Below are 18,402 nucleotides of genomic sequence, written 5' to 3' on the forward strand. Positions count from 1 at the left end.
GCGAAACGAATATCAGGGTAATAGAAGCAAGTTAATAATCAGACTGGCAGTTCGAAGGGCGGTATTGTGATGTCAACCCTGCACCTCAAGTTAAACTTATTTATCAGTTCGTATTCCCCTGTTTTTTATATTGCGCTCATTCGTCTCTATGAAGATCTTCAGCTTTCCTGGACGATGTTTGGAACACTGTTTATGATTCTCTCCTTGGTGGTTGTTTATACATTTTGGCGCAGTTATCAAGGATTGTTCGACCATGACAAAAATACAAAAAACCCGCACATTGACCGGACAATCTACAGTCCCCGGCCGATCAAAGACCGTTTGTTCACGTCGTATGTCGTCTCTTACTTGCTTCCGATCTTAAATGTTAATTTCACTTCAGCAGCCGAAACGATCACGTTCTTACTCATTATGGTTTTGTTGTTTGTATTGTCTTTACAAATCAATATGTATTACTTCAATCCGCTCTTACTGATTATCTTCGGTTACCAGGCGTATGAGGTGACTGTCGATGACGGCGGCAAACCTGCTGAATCCGGCCCGAAAGACGTTGTGATTCTGTCGCGCAACCAGCTCGAATTCTTTTACGGCACTCCGCGCACCGACCTCGTCAAAATTAAAGACGGCATTTACTACCACCGAAGCACGATCGAAGAATAAATAAGCTAACACTTGTGTTCGAAACCTATGAACACAAGTGTTTTTTATTTTCACAAAAATCGATCTGGTATAGACGACTATATTTAAAAGCGCTATAATATATTCAACGGAGACGTTACACTAAACTGGAGGTGCCTATGCTTACAAATTACATCAGCAGTGCTCAGGAAAAACTCGAGCGGTTAAAAAATGAACAGCCCGAAAATTTCAGCGGGCTTGGGGAAAAACTCGCGGATGCGATTGATAACGGCGGGATTATTCATATTTTCGGTGCCGGTCATTCGCATATCCTCGCCGAAGAAGTTTTCTACCGCGCAGGCGGCTTAGTGCCCGTGTCACCGATTTTGCATGAGCCGTTAATGCTTCATGAAGGCGCATTGCGTTCATCGGACTTCGAGCGTAAAAACGATTACGCAGACACATTTATGAAGGAGGCCGATATCCGTCCGGAAGATGTTCTGATCGTCAGTTCAACCTCAGGACGAAATCCCGTTCCTGTCGATGCCGCGCTATATGCTAAAAACAAAGGCGCTTACGTTGTCGGGATCACGTCGCTCGTCTATTCAGCAAGTCAGTCGTCGCGGCACCAAGACGGTTACAAGCTGACAGACGTTGTCGATACGGCGATTGATAATTACAGCGAAGCTGGAGACGCGGCACTCACGCACCCCGATGTTGATGTGCCGTTCGGACCGACATCAACATTAATCGGTGTTGCTATTATGCAGTCTTTAATGGCTGAAACGATTCGGGCATTGGCAGACAGAGGAGAAATAGCGCCGGTGTTAAAAAGCGGCAATATCGACGGCGCTGATGAACGAAACCGGCAGTTAATCGAAGCGTATAAGGAGCGAATTCCGCTCCTGCGCTGATTGCGCCCGGACCAATAATATAGTACCCTTCAACCAATACTGACTTGGGAGGGAAAATTATCGAGAGTTTGCTTCCAATCGTTGCTGTGATCATTTTAGCTGTCTCATCTGTTTCAGCCATCCGCTGGCTGATGGAATGGTCGAAAAACAACAAACAGCCTGTTAAAACCGCCAATGCTAAACTCATGTCAAAGCGCGAAGATACTAGACGCACCGGGCGATCGTCCGGAACGAGAAAGAGCAGCCTCTCACTCGGGCGCTCACAGCAAAAAACGTCTTATTTCCTCACGTTTGAATTCGAAGACGGCGAACGAAGCGAATTCAACGTGAACGGCCGCGAATACGGTGCGCACGCGGAAGGAGACGCCGGCGAACTGACATACCAAGGTACGCGGTTTCACTCATTCGAACGAATCACAACCGTTTAAGCAACCCTAAGAAAGCCGCTAATAAAGGCGGCTTTCTTTTCTGTTTGCAGGCGTAACCGATTATCTGTTGACACAGCGTGACAAATCCGTAAAATATGAAGTGGATTAGCACTCGGAAACCCCGAGTGCTAACGTATGAGATTAACGATGCGAAAAGGAGTGACTTGCTGTGGAAAAAAAGCAATTTCAAGCTGAATCCCAACGACTGCTCGAACTGATGGTCAATGCGATCTATTCGCAAAAAGAAGTCTTTTTGCGCGAACTGATTTCGAACGCCAGCGATGCGATCGATAAAATGTATTACAAAGCACTGACAGATGATTCGATTTCATTCAACGCTGATGAATTTTACATTAAAATCAGCCGTGATGAAGAAAACCGCACGCTCACAATCGCCGATACCGGCATCGGCATGACGAAAGAGGAGCTGGAAACGAACCTCGGCACGATCGCGGAGAGCGGCTCGCTGAACTTTAAAAATGCCAATGAGATTGAAGACGGTCATGATATTATCGGACAGTTTGGTGTCGGTTTTTATTCTGCGTTTATGGTTGCGAAAAAAGTGACCGTAGAAACGAAAGCGCACGGATCAAATGAAGCGTACCGCTGGGTATCCGACGGTGTCGACGGCTATACAATTGAACCGGCGGAAAAAGCCGAAACCGGAACAGTCCTGACGATTGAATTAAAGGACAACACCGAAGACGAAGACTATGATAACTTCCTAAACGAAGATACGCTGCGCACAATTATCAAAAAATATTCCGACTTCATCCGCTATCCGATCAAATTGGATGTGACGGTGCAGCAGAAAAAAGAAGATGCTGCTGAAGGCGAAGAAGAAATGATCGATACAATCGAAGAACAGACGATCAACAACATGATTCCAATCTGGAAGAAAGATAAAAACGACCTGAGCGAAGAAGATTATCATAACTTCTATACCGAAAAACGCTACGGGTTTGACACGCCGCTTCGTTACATGCATGTCAATGTCGAAGGTACGATCCGTTACGATGCAATTTTGTACGTTCCCGGCAGCGTCCCGTTCGACTTTTATTCAAAAGAATATGAAAAAGGGCTCGAACTGTATTCAAGCGGCGTCTTAATTATGGAGAAATGCCCGGATCTGCTTCCGGATTACTTTAGTTTCATCAAAGGCATGGTTGATTCGGAAGATCTGTCATTGAATATTTCCCGGGAAATGCTCCAGCATGACCGTCAGCTTCGCGCGATTGCCAAAAACGTCAAAAACAAAGTGCGCAATGAATTAAAATCGATGCTGAAAAACGATCGGGAAAACTATGAGAAATTCTTTGAACAATTCGGCCCGCAGCTAAAATACGGCGTCTACCAAGATTTCGGTCAAAATAAAGACGACTTGCAAGATCTGCTTCTCTTCTACTCGTCAAAAGAAGAAAAACTCGTCACCTTGGCGGAATATTTGGAACGCATGCCGGAAGACCAGCCGTACATTTACTACGCGACCGGCGAATCTGTCGACCGGATCGCAAAGCTTCCGCAAACAGAGCGCGTTGCCGATAAAGGCTACGAAATCCTCTTCTTAACCGAGCAAGTTGATGAATTCGCGATAAAAATGATGATGTCTTACGGGGAAAAAGAATTCCGCAACGTCGCAAGCGGCGATCTCGGTTTAGATGATGAGGAAGAAACAGAAGAAGATAAAGAACAGGCGGAAGAAAACAAAGAGCTTTTCGCTGTGATGCAAGAAGAACTCGGCGACAAAGTAAAAGACGTCCGCACATCGAAGCGGCTGAAGTCGCATCCGGTTTGCTTGACGGCCGAAGGCGAGATCTCGATCGAAATGGAAAAAACACTCGCGATGATGCCGGAAAACCAAGGCATCGAAGCCGACAAAGTGCTTGAAATCAACGCTAATCATGATGTGTTCACTAAACTGAAAAATGCCCACGACAGCGGCGACAAAGAAAAAGTCGCCCTGTACACGAACCTTCTGTACAATCAGGCCCGCTTGATCGAAGGTCTGTCCGTTGAAGATCCGGTTTCCTTCACAAATGACATCGCCAAATTATTTTAAGCAAACGAACTCGAGCCGCCTTTTCTATAAGGCGGCTCGCTTTTACGGATTATACGCTTCCCCGTTTATGAAAATTTCTCCATTTCCTCTAAGTTGAATATTAACAACATCGAAATCTTCTTCCTCACCAAAAAAGTCGAGTCTACCAGCATTGATATCGAGATTTTCTGCCGTCAAACTTCCTGCAACCGTCACTTGCACATTGTCTCCTCGAATCGTTAAATCTTCGAAAGAGGCATCACCGTTAATTGTGAGTTCTGACTGACCTGTGAATTTGTATTCTCCAGCAAAAGAAAAATCTCCTTCCAATACACAATCGACTCCGGGATGCGTTCCGCTCTCTTCTAACTCTTCGCATTCAGCTAAATCACCATTGCCGTTATCCTCGTCGTCCCCTGCGGCAAAAAGGTAAAAGGGGTACTCATCTTCCCGTTCATGAACAGACTCCGCATCCTCCTTTTCACCTCGGCTTACATACGAGACCGTCACCGCCGTTTGCTCTGAATTTGCACTGACATCCGTAACGTCCACATGATTTTCTAAGTTGTTCGCTTCAGTAAATGATTGGTCCGGGAGAAACGTCTTGTCACGAAACATTTCGCCTCCGGTAAACACTCCTTCAATGTCGGCAAACAAGTCTGTAAATATATCTTCTGGTTCTTCGCCCTCATCGAGACGTTCATCCCGTTCGGCCGACAATTCTTCTTGCAAATTCTCACTGAAATTGCGTACATAAACAACGCCGGCTTCCGACGCACGTTCAAGCTGGTGTTCTTCTGCGAGCCGCTCGTTTTGCTCAGCGCTGGAAAGTACCGCTGACATTAAAGGCGGCACGAGCAGACCAATTACCACAATGGCTGCCAACACTAAAAGCAGGGCATAGCCGGAGTCCTTTCGCATTATGCCCCCTCCTCTTCTTCTGTCAGACGAACGAGTCGGACATTCTCCGCCGAACGATTCTCTTCCTCATGAACAACACGCGCAATCACTGTCACGAGCCCCTCTTCATGCCGCTCATCCGTCCGATCCAGCACCACTTCAAGATCAAACCGCTCCCCGTTGCGGACAAGATAACGATCCTCTCCCTCCCCTTGCACATCAAGCCCAGGCAAACTATCCTCCGGTGCAAGCCACGTTTCCCGCTCTCCCAACGTGATGTCCGGCAGTTGTTCATCGTTTTCACCTGTCTGATTTAAGATCGATTCCGACAAATGAATCGCCGTTTGCCGATGACTGACTTCCTCGGAACTGAAAAGCGTTTGACCGAGCGTCTGAAAAAAAACGAGCGATATTATACTTAAAATGACCAGTGCAGCTAAAATTTCAATTAATGTAAAGCCATTCTGATTGCGACATTTTTTCTCGTTTTTTTTCTGCACAAGAACCACTCCGGTCTTTCATAAGATATACTGATACTAGGTGATATGTATGCGAATTAAAACATTCCTTAATGTAATTCATAACAGCCGCGGCACCACTCTCTTAGAACTTCTCGCGGCGCTTACAATTATGACAATCGTTATCGGTTTAATTTGGACGATCGTCTTCCAAGTGTCAACCCAATCTGAAACGACCGCTTATCATACACAGCTGAAACAAGAAGCTAACATTATTATCTCAGAGTTAAAAGAAAAACATCAAGCTGAAGAAGCGATTCTCTGCTACGAAGACGGACAGTTGCGTGACGGTGACGTCCCCCTTCATGATGAACGCTACAGTTTAGAGAACATTCGAATCGACACCGCCGGAATGACGCTTGAAAAAGAAGGAACATGTTTCGATGCAAAGTTCGATAGTGCTGAAGCAGTTGATATTTCCTTTACTCTTCGTTCTGACGACAGTGAACAAGGCTTAACATACGATGTCGATACGGCCTTATATCCGGACAACACCGCCGATGACATCACTCCGCCGGACGACCTGCCAGCGAAAAGCAGTTCTGGCGGCAACCCCGCATTCGGTAATAATCACTGAGTCTAAATGTCGGCAAGTTTCACAGACGGAGTGTAACGGGTAGATAAATTGAAGATAGCAAGGATAACCGGGAAACGGAGTGTACGCTGATGATAAAAACGACGCGCCTTAGACACGCCAACCGCTTCAGGCAGATTATTCATGCGCTTGTCCGCAACGGATTCGGCTTTTTTGTGCAGAAGATCGGTCTAATGGAAGAAGTGAAAGGCCCGCGCAAATGGTGGTCAAAAGAAAATAAACACGTCCGCACGTCGGAAGAGCGAATCCGCCATTTGCTCGAAGAACTCGGTCCGACGTTTGTCAAACTCGGGCAAATCGCCAGTACGCGTAACGATGTCTTCCCGCCGCGTTTAATCGCGGAATTGGAAAAGCTGCAAGATCATGTTTCGCCGTTCTCATACGAGGAAGTCGAAGACGTGTTCTATGCGGAGATGGAACAGTCGATTGACGACTATTTTGCCTCGTTTGACAGAGAGCCGCTCGCATCTGCGTCGATCGGACAAGTACATAAAGCGGTCACTCATGACGGCCGGGAAGTCGCTGTTAAAGTTCAGCGGCCAGGGATCGAACGGACGATTGAAGTCGATCTTGATATTTTATACGACTTAGCCCACCTCGCTGAACGGCAAATCGACGGCGCTTCCCGTTACCGGTTAACGAAGCTCGTCAAAGAGTTTACGAAAATGATTCGCCGTGAACTGGACTATACGATTGAGGGGCGCAACACTGACCGTATCCGGCAGCAAACGGCGGATAACCCGAACGTTTATATTCCGGAGATCGACTGGACGTGCACGACGAAAAAAGTCCTGACGATGGAACTGATCGACGGCAAAAATATTAATCAAATCGATACCTCGACGATGACAAAAGACCGGACCGAACATATTGCCGAAACGATCGCGCAGACCCTCACGCGGCAAATTTTTGTCGACGGGTTTTACCACGCCGATCCGCATCCGGGCAATGTGTTTATCTTGGAAGATGACAGCATCGCTTTTTTAGATTTCGGGATGATCGGACGGCTGACACCGGAGCTGCGTAATCATCTCGCTACCTTTGTGATGGGAATTGTCAAGCAGGATACAGACGATATAGTGAAAGCAGTCAGCCGGATCGGCAAAGTGCCGATGGATATCGACCGCGAATCAATGCGAAAAGACATCGATGAATTCCAAGATCTTTACTTCAGCGTCCCGCTTCATGAAATCGAATTCGGACGCGTCGTCAACGATTTGCTCGGGCTCGTCGGGAGCTACAACATCGAAATTCCGCAAGACGTAACGCTCGTGGCGAAATCGCTCGTTACGGCCGAATCGCTGATCAGCGACCTCGACCCGGATATCAGTATCATTGAAGTTGTTAAACCGCTCGGGAACGAGTTAAAGCGGGAACATTTCAGCGCGCAATATTTAAAACGGAAAATGAAAACCTATTCGATGGAATACGTCGATATTTTCAGCGAGCTGCCCGATACGCTGAAAAAAGCAGCGAACGTTATCGACCGCGGCCGGCTTCGGCACGATGTCCGCTTGCCTGAAGCGGAAATGATCAGCAACCGTTTCGCCCGGATCGGCAACCAGCTGACGCTGAGCATATTGCTCCTGGCCATCAGCCTGATTCTCGGCGCGCTTATTTTAGGGATCACCCTTGGCGACCCGGAAGCCGCCGGCTGGCTGCGGCTGCCTGTGCTCGAAGGAGCCTTTGTCCTTTTCGCACTCCTGTTCGGCTGGCTGATGATTTCTGTCTTACGGACGCGGAAAAAGTAAAACCCGCCCCTGAAGAAAGGGGCGGGTTGTAGACTGTAGACAAAGTCATGACATCGTTAGATGTCATATTAAAAGAAACGGATGACGACGCATCGTCCGGCTTCTTTCCGCGGGCGAGCGCCGAGCCGCTTCGGGCTTGGCCCTGCAGGGTCTCGCCTGTCTCGCTATCCCGCAGGAGAAAGCCGGGATGCTGGGTCATCCTCTTTTTTGAAGCGAGTGTATTCATAAAAAAGAAGCCATGCATCCACTCCTCCGACGCCTCCGGGAAAGCAAGAGACGAAGATCCGGATTCGGCGGCCTCAGCCGCCGAATACTAGCTGAGTCCTTGCCCGGGGCAAGCGGAGGGTAGTGGATTCATGGCTGACATCAAAATATAGTTTGTCTACAGTCTGAAACCCGCCCCTGAAGAAAGGGGCGGGTTGTTTTATTCTTCGTATACGAGCACGTGCGGATGTTCAAGCCGGCGGATCACAGCGTCTAAAAATTGTGCCGCCGGTTCCCCGTCGACGATTCTGTGATCAAACGTTAAACTGAGCGGCAATTTCAACGCTTCTTTATGCCGGCGTCCGTCGAAAACAGCCGTTTCTTCAATCGCACCGACACCGAGAATCCCTGTTTCCGGCGGATTCAAAATCGGTGTGAAAAATCCGACTTTCGACGCGCCTAAGTTCGTTACTGTAAACGTCGATCCTTTCAGCTCATCGGAACCGATCGAACCATCGGCAACTTTATCAGCCATCTGCCGGATCTTCGCCGAGAGTTCTCTTAACGAAAGCTGATCAGCATCAAATACGACCGGAACCATCAGTCCGCGTTTCATCGCGGCAGCAATTCCGAGATGAACATACGGATACTCATAAATCTTGTCTTCAATTAGAGCGCTGTTCATAAACGGATGTTCTTTCAGCGCGCTGACGGCTGCCCGGCAAACCATATCCGTCACGGTTGCTTTACCGGTCACTCCTGCGTCAGCCAGTTCGGTATTCAATTTTTTTCGAAACGCCATTAATTCGGTCACATCTGCATAACGCATAATAGTCAGCTGCGCGGATTGCTGGATACTTTCATGCATCCGTTCACCGATCACTTTGCGAATCCCGGAAAAGTCTTTTTCCACCGGCTGTTGCCGAACGGCTTTCAGCTGTTCAGGATCGGGAAGCGGGATGGCCGGCTGTTCTGTCTCTGTCTGTACACTGCCGGACGCAGCTTGAAGCACGTCGTCTTTTGTGATCCGTCCGTTCGGTCCGCTGCCGGTTACAGCAGACAAATCGACACCTTTAGACTTTGCCAGTTTCCGGGCTGCCGGCGACGCTTTATGCCGTCCGTTTCCGGCTGAACTGTCGTCTGCGGCAGGCGTTTGGACTGCGACAGATGTATCTTCTTTTTTAGGCTGCTCGTTTACAGTTTCAGCTTCTGAGCTTTCTGCACTTTTCGGCGCTTCCGCTTGCGGGGCTTGTTCTCCTGCTTCACCGACATATCCGATCGGCTCGCCGACCTTGACCACCGAGTCCACCGGTGCAGAAATGGAGATAAGCACCCCGTCAAACGGGGCTTCAACTTCATTCTCGATTTTTTCCGATGAAATCGACGCAATCGCTTCACCTTTATTCACCGTATCTCCTTCTTGCTTCAACCATTCGACGACCGTTCCTTCTTCCATACTCATGCCCATTTTCGGCATCACAACCGCTTTTGCCATCAAATCATCTCCCTTCCAGACTCCAAACAATCCAGCTTGACTGCTGAAAAACGCCAGAAAAAGAACCGCCGCCCGATCAAGCAACGGCTCTTTTTTCATGGTTATACGGTCATTGACGTATCATCACCGATCATTTCCGAAATGACGTTAATAATTTTTTCCGGCGTCGGCAAATAGATATCTTCTAATGCCGGTGAGAACGGCACTGGTGTATGCGGAGCTGTTACCCGTTTAACCGGTGCATCAAGGAAATCGAAGCCTTTGTCAGCCGCTAAAGCTGCAATATCTGTCGCTACGTTGCAGCGCGGATTCGCTTCGTCGACAATGACGAGATGATTCGTTTTCATCAGCGAATCGAGAATAATTTTTTCATCGAGCGGCGACGTGCTGCGCGGATCAATGACTTCGGCTTCCATCCCCTTCGCTGACAGTTGCTTCGCTGCTTCGAGAGCTGTATTGACTTGTTTGCCGATGCCGACGATCGTTACATCCGACCCCGGCCGTTTAACTTCGCCTTTGCCGAGCGGAACTGTGTAATACCCTTCCGGGACCTCTCCTTTTACATTGTAAAGCGTCTTATCTTCAAAAAAGATCACCGGATCATCGTCTTCAATTGCTGCCAAAAGCAGACCCTTGGCATCGTAAGGGGTGGAAGGGATAACAACTTTTATCCCCGGGATCGCAGTAAACATCCCGTACAAACTTTGCGAATGCTGTGCCGCGGCCCGAAAGCCAGCGCCGTGCATCGTCCGGATAACCATCGGCACTTTCGCTTTACCGCCAAACATATAGCGCAGTTTCGCTCCCTGGTTCATCACTTCGTCCAAGCAGCTGCCGATAAAATCGTTGAACATCAATTCTGCTACCGGACGCATGCCGGTTGCAGCCGTTGTTACAGCGGCGCCGATATAACCAGCTTCAGAAATCGGCGTATCCAATACACGGTCGCGCCCGAACTCTTGTACGAGATTTGAGGTGACCCCCATAACGCCGCCCCAGGCTTCTTCATCACCTAAATGATCCACTTCTGCTCCGCCCGCGACGTCTTCTCCCATTAAAATGACATTATCATCTTTTCTCATTGCCAGCTGCATCGCTTCCCGAACCGCTTCCGAAAACGTTATCTGTCGTGTCATGCCAAACTGCCTCCTTTTATTCGAATTATTCAGCGTGATAGCGCACGTACACGTCTTTTAACAAATCCTCCGCATGCGGATCTTCGCTGCTTTCCGCAAATGAAACCGCCTCATCAACCGCCTGCTTAACCGAGCTTTCGATCTCATCAAGATCGGTTTCATTAAGCAATTTATTTTCAATAACGAAGCTGCGGAATTTCACAATCGCATCATCTTCCCCGAGGTGACGTTCTTTGTCTTCTTGTGTTTTATACTTTTGCGCATCCCCTTCGAAGTGGCCGTAATTGCGGTACGTTTTGCACTCAATTAACGACGGTCCTTCGCCGGCTCTTGCGCGCTCAATTGCCCGCTGCGCCGCTTCAAACACTGCGACAACATCTTTGCCGTCAACAATTTCGCCCGGAATCCCGTAACCAGCAGCACGGTCGGCAATATTTTCGCACGAAGATGCATACTCAAACGGAGTAGCCTCTGCATAACCGTTGTTTTCCGCAACAAAAAGCGCCGGCAAATTCCAAATCGCTGCTAGATTAATCCCTTCGTGAAACGTGCCGTGATTTCCGGCTCCGTCGCCGAAAAAGCACGCCGAAACGCCGCCGTTTTTCTTCAGTTTCGCCGTTAATGCAGCACCCGCTGCCATTGGAAAACCGCCGCCGACGATCCCGTTTGCCCCGAGCATTCCTTTATCGACATCCGCAATGTGCATCGAACCGCCTTTGCCGTTGCAAAGACCCGTTTTCTTTCCGTAAAGTTCCGCCATCATTCCGTCCAATTCACAGCCTTTTGCAATGCAATGCCCGTGTCCCCGGTGTGTGCTTGTAATCGTATCGGTTTCATCTAAATGCGCACACACGCCGACAGCGACTGCCTCTTCGCCGGCATACAAGTGTACAAACCCCGGCAATTTCCCTTGCCCGAACAACTCATGAACACGATCCTCAAACATCCGGATCTCACACATTTTCTGATACATCCACCGCGCCCGTTCCGACGTAATCCCGCGAACAGCATGCTCTGTAACCTTCATCCGTACATACCTCCCTGTGATGATTTTTCGAAACAGCGAATCAACTTTCGGCGGCAATAGTATACGCCTCCACCCTTTTTATAATGCAAAAATCGTGCCAATTTTGTAAACGCAATCATAATTGCTCTAAACACTGTCTCTCCGGGATATTTCAGACGAAAGCAGGTGGTTCCGGATCGTAAAAAACGGTACAGATTGAGACATCGTCCCAATCTGTACCGCTCATTCCCAAATTGTATCAATCCAGCCCGTATTTTTTTATTTTTCGATAAAATGTGCTCCGCGGCATCCCGACGAGCTTCATCGCCGCCTGCACCCGCCCTCCAGATGCTGCCAGCGCTTGCTTCAGATCATCGCGTTCCAACTGCTCCCGGTACGTCAGGCTCTTGGAGGCCGTTTCCGCTCCTGCCCCCCGGCAAACACGCTGTTCCTGACGCGGATCAAGCTCGCGAATCTGCCCGCGAAGCGTCTTGGCAGGCGGAAGCGTTTGCGGATGAAAGATGCGCAGCCGCTCGAGGGTATGAAGAAGCTGCCGGACATTTCCCGGCCAATCGTAGCCCGTCATCTCCGCAAGGTGTTCATCCGTCCAGACAGCGTTCCAATCGTGCTCATCTTTATACCAGGCAATAAGCGCCCAGATATCTTCACGGCGATCCCGAAGCGGCGGCAAAAATAACGGGCTGACATACAGTCTGTAATACAAATCCGCTCGCAAACAACCTAACTGCACAAGAGTGCGTAAATCTTGATTCGTCGCTGTAACAATCCGGACATCACAGGCGACGTCTTGATCAGCGCCGACCGGCAAAAACCGTCCGTGATCGAGCACTTTTAAGAGCGCTTTTTGCATCGCTTCCGGCATTTCACCGATCTCATCTAAGAACAGCGTCCCGCCGTCGGCTGCGGCAAATTTTCCTTTCGCCCCGGCCTTGCCCGCCCCCGTAAACGCGCCGGGAACATAGCCGAACAGTTCGCTTGCGAGCAAATTTTCCGGAAGCGCACCGCAATTCACTTCTACATACGGCCTGTTGCGGCGCGGACTGTTCAAATGGATCGCTTTTGCCAGCAAATCTTTTCCTGTTCCTGTCTCACCGGTTAAATGAACCGGCAAACCCGATGGCGCCAATACTGCTGCCTGCCGCAGCACATTCCGAAATGCTATGCTTTCCCCTGTCACTCCAGGGAAATGAAACGGGTACAGCGTCTCTGAAGACACATGCGCACGCGTCTCACGCTTGCTTTGTTCAAGCTCTTGCATGAAAATCCCGCCTTTCGCCAAGATCATTCCACGCATGACGATTCTCTGCTGACAAAACGGCGTTCACACGTTAGAGATACTCATCTGATGAGAACGCTTTCTCGTTCTTATTATAGCACATTTACCGGGCGATCAGACGCCAAAAAATATTAAATTTACAGCCGAGAGCGCGACAACGGCCGCTGCCAGCTTTTTAATTTTATCCTGCGGAATATAGGAGAAACAGCGGACCCCGAGTCTTGAACCAAAGACAACGCTCATGATCCCGACAAGAAAGAACACAACGAGCATCAGCGAATAATCGCCGCTTGCACCGTGCAACGCGACCGACGTTGCATTTGTAAACAAAAACGTCACTTGCAAATTCGCGCTGTAGGCATACTTATTATCAGAGAATTTCAGCATCATATAAAAGACAAAAAACGGTCCGCCGACGGCAAAAATCCCGCCGACAAATCCGCCGCCGAAACCGGCCGCCATCGGAAGCCATTTCCCGCTGACAATTCTGTCCGGATCGGGTTTTTTACTGAAAAACAAATAAAACACCACGAGGATCAAAAATATCCCGAGAAACACGCGTAATATATCGAGCTCTCCGTATGTATGCAGAATATGATAACCGCCGAGACGCCCGACAAATGCCGCCCCCAAAAGCACAAACAGCGCGCGCCATTGAATATGCTTATACATTTGCAAAATCATGCTGCTGGCCAGCACAAGCGACAATGACAAAACGAGCAAAGCGCTCTCTTGGACCGTATAAATTAACGGCAAAAAGCTCATCGCAATTAAACCGAAGCCAAATCCGCTGACTCCTTGAACAAATGCACCGCCAAATAAGACGACGACAATAAATAAGACTTCCCAAATCATCCGTTTACCCGCCTTTTTTGCTTTACTCAAAATAAACGCGCCGGCTGTTAAACGGCCGGCGCATTGTTCGTTATTATATTTTAGCAAATTATTCTTGCAGCTGCTTAAAAATTTTTTACTTTCCTTGCTGATCCTTTGCACAGAGCAAGAATTTTTCGCCCGGCTGAAGCAAGTCCAACAGCGGCAAGTCGCTTTCTGTAATTTGTCCGATCGTATTTACGCGCGGATCGTCATTCAAAGGTGTTTTGACAAGCTGCAGTTCTCCTTGATAGCGCCCGTAATTTTCATTATCAATCGTCACATCGCCGCGTCTTCGCGCAGATACTGAGCGCGGCAACACATGCAGGTTGTGTTTTTTCGCCTCTGAACGCGACGGCTCAGAGCGGACGACGTCGCGGGCAGGGTCAGGACGCTGCTTATGTTTTAAGCCGGCAATGGTCCGCTCCGCCTCTGACAGTTCTGTTTCGAACTCTGCCCGAAATCTCGCTTCGTCTGACTGAAACGACGAAATGCTGTGTTCTGTTAAGCCGGGATCGCCGACCATCACTAAGTCGGTCGCCAGTTCGTCAGTCAAGTCGCGCGCTGCCGCGTAGGGTGCCCAGCTGCGGTGATCTTCTGCCGACGGCAAACCTGCTTTAACCGGCCCGCGCAAATCTTTATCTCCGGGAACAAACGCCGCCGTCTTAAAGCCCATTGCCCGAAACCGTTCGTTGCGCCGCTTCACTTCATCGCGGCTCAGCCCGGTTTCCGGGCGCGGATAATAGTTATGCCACACTTCAATTTTTGCCGGATCAACCCCGGCATTTTGCAAATCGGCTGCAAACGTCTCGGTCATTGTGCTCGCATTAAACGCAATTCGGTAACAGCGCGCGAGTTCAGTCATTTCTTTTATGGAAAAACCGTGATCGAGTCTCAGCGCAGTCGGTTTAGCCCGCAGCGACTGAATCACGCTCAGCGCATCGGGAGCCACGTCGATCACAACCTCGAGTCTCCATTTAGCTGCTTTTTCCATCATTCCCTTTAAAACCGCTTCACGCTCGCCGCCGTTTTCTTCCGGAATGTGCAGCGATGTAAACATCACAGTAAACCCCGCTTCGCTCATCGTCTGCATGTACGTGTACTGATCTTCGCGAAAGCCGCTCGCACCAAGATACAGTGAAAATCCTTTTTCCATCGTTTCAACCTCCGTCATTTATCCGATATTTTTCGCCATCTCTTCTTTAAAGCCGAACAAGTAAGTGAAGATAAACCCAAACGTATAAGCGATCACGAGACCAAGGAAATACCATACGTAATCATTGTCGGCAATCAGCGGAATTAAGGAGAGACCGGACACTCCGATCCCGAGCGCCGCTGTCGACATAACTGCTTGAAACGCGCCGGCAACCGCTGAACCGAGACAAGCTGTTAAAAACGGCCGTCCGAGCGGCAGGGTAACCCCGTATAAGAGCGGTTCGCCAATCCCGAGAAACCCGACCGGAAGCGCACCTTTAATATTGTTTTTCAACTTTTTGTTGTTCGTTTTCACAAATACGGCCATCGCCGCACCGACTTGACCGCCTCCGGCCATCGCCAAAATCGTCAGGAGCGGTGTTGCCCCTTGCGATTCAATAAATTCAAGGTGAATCGGCGTCAACCCGTGATGCATCCCGACCATCACAAGCGGCAGGAACGTCCCGGCTAATATCGCCCCGGCAATCGCCCCGCCGACATCGAGCACGCCGTTAATCGCTAGCGTGACGCCTTCAGCAATGAATCCGCCGATCGGCTGGAGCACAATAATTGTTCCGACCCCGACCGTCAAGACGGTGATAAACGGTGTGACGATAATATCAACCGCTTCCGGCACAAACTTGCGCACCGCTTGTTCAACGACGGCCATAACATACCCGGCCAAGAGCACCGCAAATAACCCGCCTTGCCCGGGGACGAGCTGCTCACCGAACAAAGTAATATCTTCAAGCGCCGGGTTAATAATCAAAATTCCCGCTATCGCGCCCAGAGCCGGTGTCCCGCCGAATTCTTTCGCGGTGTTCCAGCCGACGAGAATACCTAAGTATGTAAAAAATCCGCTTCCGATCACAAGTAAAATCGCAAGCCAGGTCGTTTCCGGATCAACCCCGGCATTTTGAGCAAAACTCGCGCCCCCGTTAATTAAGCCTGAAGCGACCAGTGCAGGAATAAGCGGGATAAAAATACTGCCGATTCGTTTTAAAAAGTTTTTAATCGGCGTGCGCGTCTTTTGATCGACCGCTGCTTTCGTGTCCGCGGCAACGTGTTCGCCGCCCTTCGTTTCACCGAGCGTCAATCCTGTCAGCCGGCAAAGTTCTGCAGCTACTTTGTTCACGGTTCCCGGACCGATGATGATTTGCAGCGTCTCGTCTTCGACCACACCCATGACACCGTCGGTTTGTTTTAATTTTTCGATATCTACTTTATCATACGAATCAAACTGCATCCGCAGACGCGTCATACAATGAGAAATCGATTGAACATTTTCTTTGCCGCCGACGTTTTCTAAAATGTCCCGGGTGATCTGTTCTTCTTTTTTCATACTGTCCCTCCTTTAATCTTTCGGCGCAAGTCCTTTTCTGCAGCCACCCGGCTGTCAGTTGTCAGACTGAAGTTCTTCAATCGCGCGTTTGACAAATCCGTTCTGCTCGGTCAAAGCCGCCCCTGCCTTTTTTGCATCATCTGTACCGCCGAGAAGCATGACGATCGCGGTTTTTACATGTCCGGATGCTTTTTCCAGTGTATCACGCGCCGTTTTTTCATCTGCCCCTGTTGTTTCACAAATCATTGTGACGGAACGTTGCCTTAGTTTTTCGTTCGTCGGAATTACATCAACCATTAAATTTTGATACACTTTGCCGAGTCCAACCATCGATGCGGTTGAAATCATATTTAAAATCAGCTTCTGCGCTGTTCCGGCTTTCAAACGGGTCGACCCTGTCAGAATTTCGCTTCCTGTCTCCACTTCAATCGGATAATCCGCCTCCGCTGACATTGGCGCATTTTTATTGCAGGCGATGCTTCCGGTAAGCGCCCCGATCGAGTTGGCGTAACGGAGACCGCCGATGACGTAAGGCGTGCTTCCGCTTGCAGCAATGCCGACCACAACATCATTGGCCGTTAACTGTTCACGCTGAAGATCCTCCGCAGCGAGTGTGAGGGAGTCCTCGGCGCCTTCCACTGCTTCGATAATCGCTTTTTCACCCCCGGCAATCAAACCTCGCACCATTTCCGGAGTGACCCCGAACGTCGGCGGACATTCCGCAGCATCCAATACCCCGAGCCGCCCGCTTGTTCCGGCGCCTAAATAAAACAACCGCCCCCCAGCCTGCAAGCGCTGAATCACTGCATTCGTCAATGCCGTAATCGCGGGGATTTCCTCCCCGACCGCTTGCGGCACTAAAGCATCTTCCGCATTCATCCATTGCACGACTTGCTCTGTATCCGCTTCATCGAGTGCAGACGTCCGAGCATTCCGTTTTTCTGTTCTGCGTTCCTGCATCATTGTATTCCTCCCGTATTGCAAACTGTACAGCTTTTGAATCCGTTTTCATTGTATAACGGTTTGAAATTAAAAATCAATATAAAATCTAAATAAACTGAAATTATATTTCAGTTTATTTATGCAAAGAAACCCGGATTATTCCGGGTTTCGCTCGCCGCGGGCAATGCCGCGGGCTTGGTTGAACGAGGTCAACAAGTTATCGCCGATTTGATGAAAGATCGACACATACAAAGCATCGATCATATTCAGCTGACTCGTCCGCGACGCGATGCTGCCGATGCGCTGTTCAACTTCCACATTCGGCAAAAGCAGCGTATAATCCGCCAGTTTTTGCAATTTTGATGTTCCCCCGGCCGTTAATGCGATGATTTGTACCCCTTGTTTTTTAGCATACTCAGCGAGTTCAACCACTTCTTTCGTCTTGCCGGAATTGCTCACACATACAACGGCGTCACCCGGGCGCATCATCGTCAAAAACGGAATCACTTGATGAAAATCCGCGGAGGCTAAACTGTTATAGCCAAGCCTCATAAACTTGTACTGGCCGTCAATACAAGATGTATACGAACCGCCAACACCGAAGAACACGACTTTCTCCGCTGCGGCAAGCGATGCGGCCGCTGCTTCAAACACTTTGCTGTTTAACGTTTTCGTCCCCATATTCAGCGTCATTTCATTTAATGACGATACTTTTTGAAACAGCATGTACGATGAATCGTCCCACTCGAGCAGAGAAGCGCTGTTAATATACGTATCCTTTTGCGTTAATTCCTGTGCAAGCGTCAGCTTGAGCTTTGGAAAACTTTCAATCCCGAGACGTTTACAGAAACGGACAATGCTGGCTTGCGAAGCATTGGCCCGCGCGGCGAGATCTTTTGTCGTCATTGTTGAAATAAATTCCGGCTGTTCCAATACGTAATCGGCGACTTTTTTCTCCGCCGAAGTGAATTGATTGTACTGTTCTTCCATGCGCGTCAAGAGCATTGTCTTTGCCATTGCGATCACACCGTTTCTAGTCATTTGCTTGCTTTTATATTATTTTAACAAAGGCCAGGCAAAAGCACACATTTAAACACATCAATCTGAGAACCGCATCGTTTTCAGCTGTCAGAGGGGTCGACAGCTCTCCT

General features: G+C 49.2%; 18 protein-coding genes. 7 read left to right on the plus strand and 11 right to left on the minus strand.

The annotated features are described in order from the left end of the window. The first annotated feature begins 69 nt into the window (after window positions 1-69). The 4 genes from EDD67_RS00985 to htpG all read left to right on the plus strand — a co-directional run bounded on the left by EDD67_RS00985 (window position 70) and on the right by htpG (window position 4,019). Entirely contained in the window at window positions 70-660 is a 591-nt protein-coding gene (locus tag EDD67_RS00985) for a hypothetical protein (protein ID WP_093072838.1), read from the plus strand. Window positions 661-797: 137 nt separating this feature from the next. Beyond that, complete coding sequence (locus tag EDD67_RS00990; RefSeq protein WP_121439326.1) at window positions 798-1,532, plus strand: SIS domain-containing protein; 735 nt, start codon at window positions 798-800, stop codon at window positions 1,530-1,532. Window positions 1,533-1,600: 68 nt separating this feature from the next. Beyond that, window positions 1,601-1,960, plus strand: a complete 360-nt coding sequence (locus tag EDD67_RS00995; protein WP_162843771.1) for a DUF2500 domain-containing protein — start codon at window positions 1,601-1,603, stop codon at window positions 1,958-1,960. 169 nt (window positions 1,961-2,129) lie between these two features. After that, complete coding sequence (gene htpG, locus EDD67_RS01000) at window positions 2,130-4,019, plus strand: molecular chaperone HtpG (protein WP_121439328.1); 1,890 nt, start codon at window positions 2,130-2,132, stop codon at window positions 4,017-4,019. A 42-nt stretch (window positions 4,020-4,061) separates the two neighbouring features. On the opposite strand, the gene EDD67_RS01005 is transcribed toward htpG, so the two are convergent. Beyond that, the gene (locus EDD67_RS01005; protein ID WP_121439329.1) at window positions 4,062-4,919 is read right to left on the minus strand and encodes a type II secretion system protein; all 858 of its coding nucleotides are present in this window, start codon (window positions 4,917-4,919) and stop codon (window positions 4,062-4,064) included. Beyond that, the gene (locus EDD67_RS01010) at window positions 4,919-5,398 is read right to left on the minus strand and encodes a type IV pilus modification PilV family protein (protein WP_158638171.1); all 480 of its coding nucleotides are present in this window, start codon (window positions 5,396-5,398) and stop codon (window positions 4,919-4,921) included. Before EDD67_RS01010 ends, EDD67_RS01005 begins: the two co-directional genes overlap by 1 nt. A gap of 49 nt (window positions 5,399-5,447) precedes the next feature. On the opposite strand from EDD67_RS01010, the gene EDD67_RS01015 reads away from it, so the two are divergent. The 3 genes from EDD67_RS01015 (at window position 5,448) to EDD67_RS01025 (ending at window position 8,079) form a co-directional block, all read left to right on the plus strand. Next, window positions 5,448-5,993, plus strand: coding sequence for a prepilin-type N-terminal cleavage/methylation domain-containing protein (locus EDD67_RS01015; RefSeq protein WP_121439331.1), 546 nt, complete (start codon window positions 5,448-5,450; stop codon window positions 5,991-5,993). A gap of 89 nt (window positions 5,994-6,082) precedes the next feature. Further along, the gene (locus tag EDD67_RS01020; protein ID WP_121439332.1) at window positions 6,083-7,762 is read left to right on the plus strand and encodes an ABC1 kinase family protein; all 1,680 of its coding nucleotides are present in this window, start codon (window positions 6,083-6,085) and stop codon (window positions 7,760-7,762) included. Between the two features lie 47 nt (window positions 7,763-7,809). Beyond that, window positions 7,810-8,079, plus strand: a complete 270-nt coding sequence (locus tag EDD67_RS01025) for a hypothetical protein (protein ID WP_123875786.1) — start codon at window positions 7,810-7,812, stop codon at window positions 8,077-8,079. A gap of 107 nt (window positions 8,080-8,186) precedes the next feature. On the opposite strand, the gene EDD67_RS01030 is transcribed toward EDD67_RS01025, so the two are convergent. The 9 genes from EDD67_RS01030 to EDD67_RS01070 all read right to left on the minus strand — a co-directional run bounded on the left by EDD67_RS01030 (window position 8,187) and on the right by EDD67_RS01070 (window position 18,268). Next, window positions 8,187-9,461, minus strand: a complete 1,275-nt coding sequence (locus EDD67_RS01030) for a dihydrolipoamide acetyltransferase family protein (RefSeq protein ID WP_121439527.1) — start codon at window positions 9,459-9,461, stop codon at window positions 8,187-8,189. 101 nt (window positions 9,462-9,562) lie between these two features. Then, a complete protein-coding gene (locus EDD67_RS01035) occupies window positions 9,563-10,597 on the minus strand; it encodes an alpha-ketoacid dehydrogenase subunit beta (protein WP_093072847.1) in 1,035 nt (344 codons plus the stop codon). A gap of 25 nt (window positions 10,598-10,622) precedes the next feature. After that, complete coding sequence (locus tag EDD67_RS01040; protein ID WP_121439528.1) at window positions 10,623-11,624, minus strand: thiamine pyrophosphate-dependent dehydrogenase E1 component subunit alpha; 1,002 nt, start codon at window positions 11,622-11,624, stop codon at window positions 10,623-10,625. 238 nt (window positions 11,625-11,862) lie between these two features. Next, a complete protein-coding gene (locus EDD67_RS01045; RefSeq protein ID WP_121439333.1) occupies window positions 11,863-12,918 on the minus strand; it encodes a sigma 54-interacting transcriptional regulator in 1,056 nt (351 codons plus the stop codon). Window positions 12,919-13,014: 96 nt separating this feature from the next. Further along, on the minus strand, window positions 13,015-13,755 hold the full coding sequence (locus EDD67_RS01050; RefSeq protein ID WP_121439529.1) for a sulfite exporter TauE/SafE family protein: 741 nt from the start codon (window positions 13,753-13,755) through the stop codon (window positions 13,015-13,017). A 115-nt stretch (window positions 13,756-13,870) separates the two neighbouring features. Then, a complete protein-coding gene (locus EDD67_RS01055) occupies window positions 13,871-14,929 on the minus strand; it encodes a MupG family TIM beta-alpha barrel fold protein (RefSeq protein WP_158638173.1) in 1,059 nt (352 codons plus the stop codon). Window positions 14,930-14,947: 18 nt separating this feature from the next. Continuing rightward, on the minus strand, window positions 14,948-16,309 hold the full coding sequence (locus EDD67_RS01060) for a PTS transporter subunit EIIC (RefSeq protein WP_093072851.1): 1,362 nt from the start codon (window positions 16,307-16,309) through the stop codon (window positions 14,948-14,950). Window positions 16,310-16,363: 54 nt separating this feature from the next. Then, window positions 16,364-17,272 carry an N-acetylmuramic acid 6-phosphate etherase gene (gene murQ, locus EDD67_RS01065; protein WP_121439335.1) on the minus strand — a complete coding sequence of 303 codons (909 nt, stop codon included), beginning with the start codon at window positions 17,270-17,272 and terminating at the stop codon, window positions 16,364-16,366. Window positions 17,273-17,407: 135 nt separating this feature from the next. After that, window positions 17,408-18,268: a MurR/RpiR family transcriptional regulator gene (locus EDD67_RS01070; RefSeq protein ID WP_121439336.1), complete on the minus strand. Its 861-nt coding sequence runs from the start codon at window positions 18,266-18,268 to the stop codon at window positions 17,408-17,410. Window positions 18,269-18,402: the final 134 nt, after the last annotated feature.

The sequence above is a fragment of the Salisediminibacterium halotolerans genome, from assembly GCF_003814815.1.
Lineage (GTDB): Bacteria > Bacillota > Bacilli > Bacillales > Salisediminibacteriaceae > Salisediminibacterium > Salisediminibacterium halotolerans.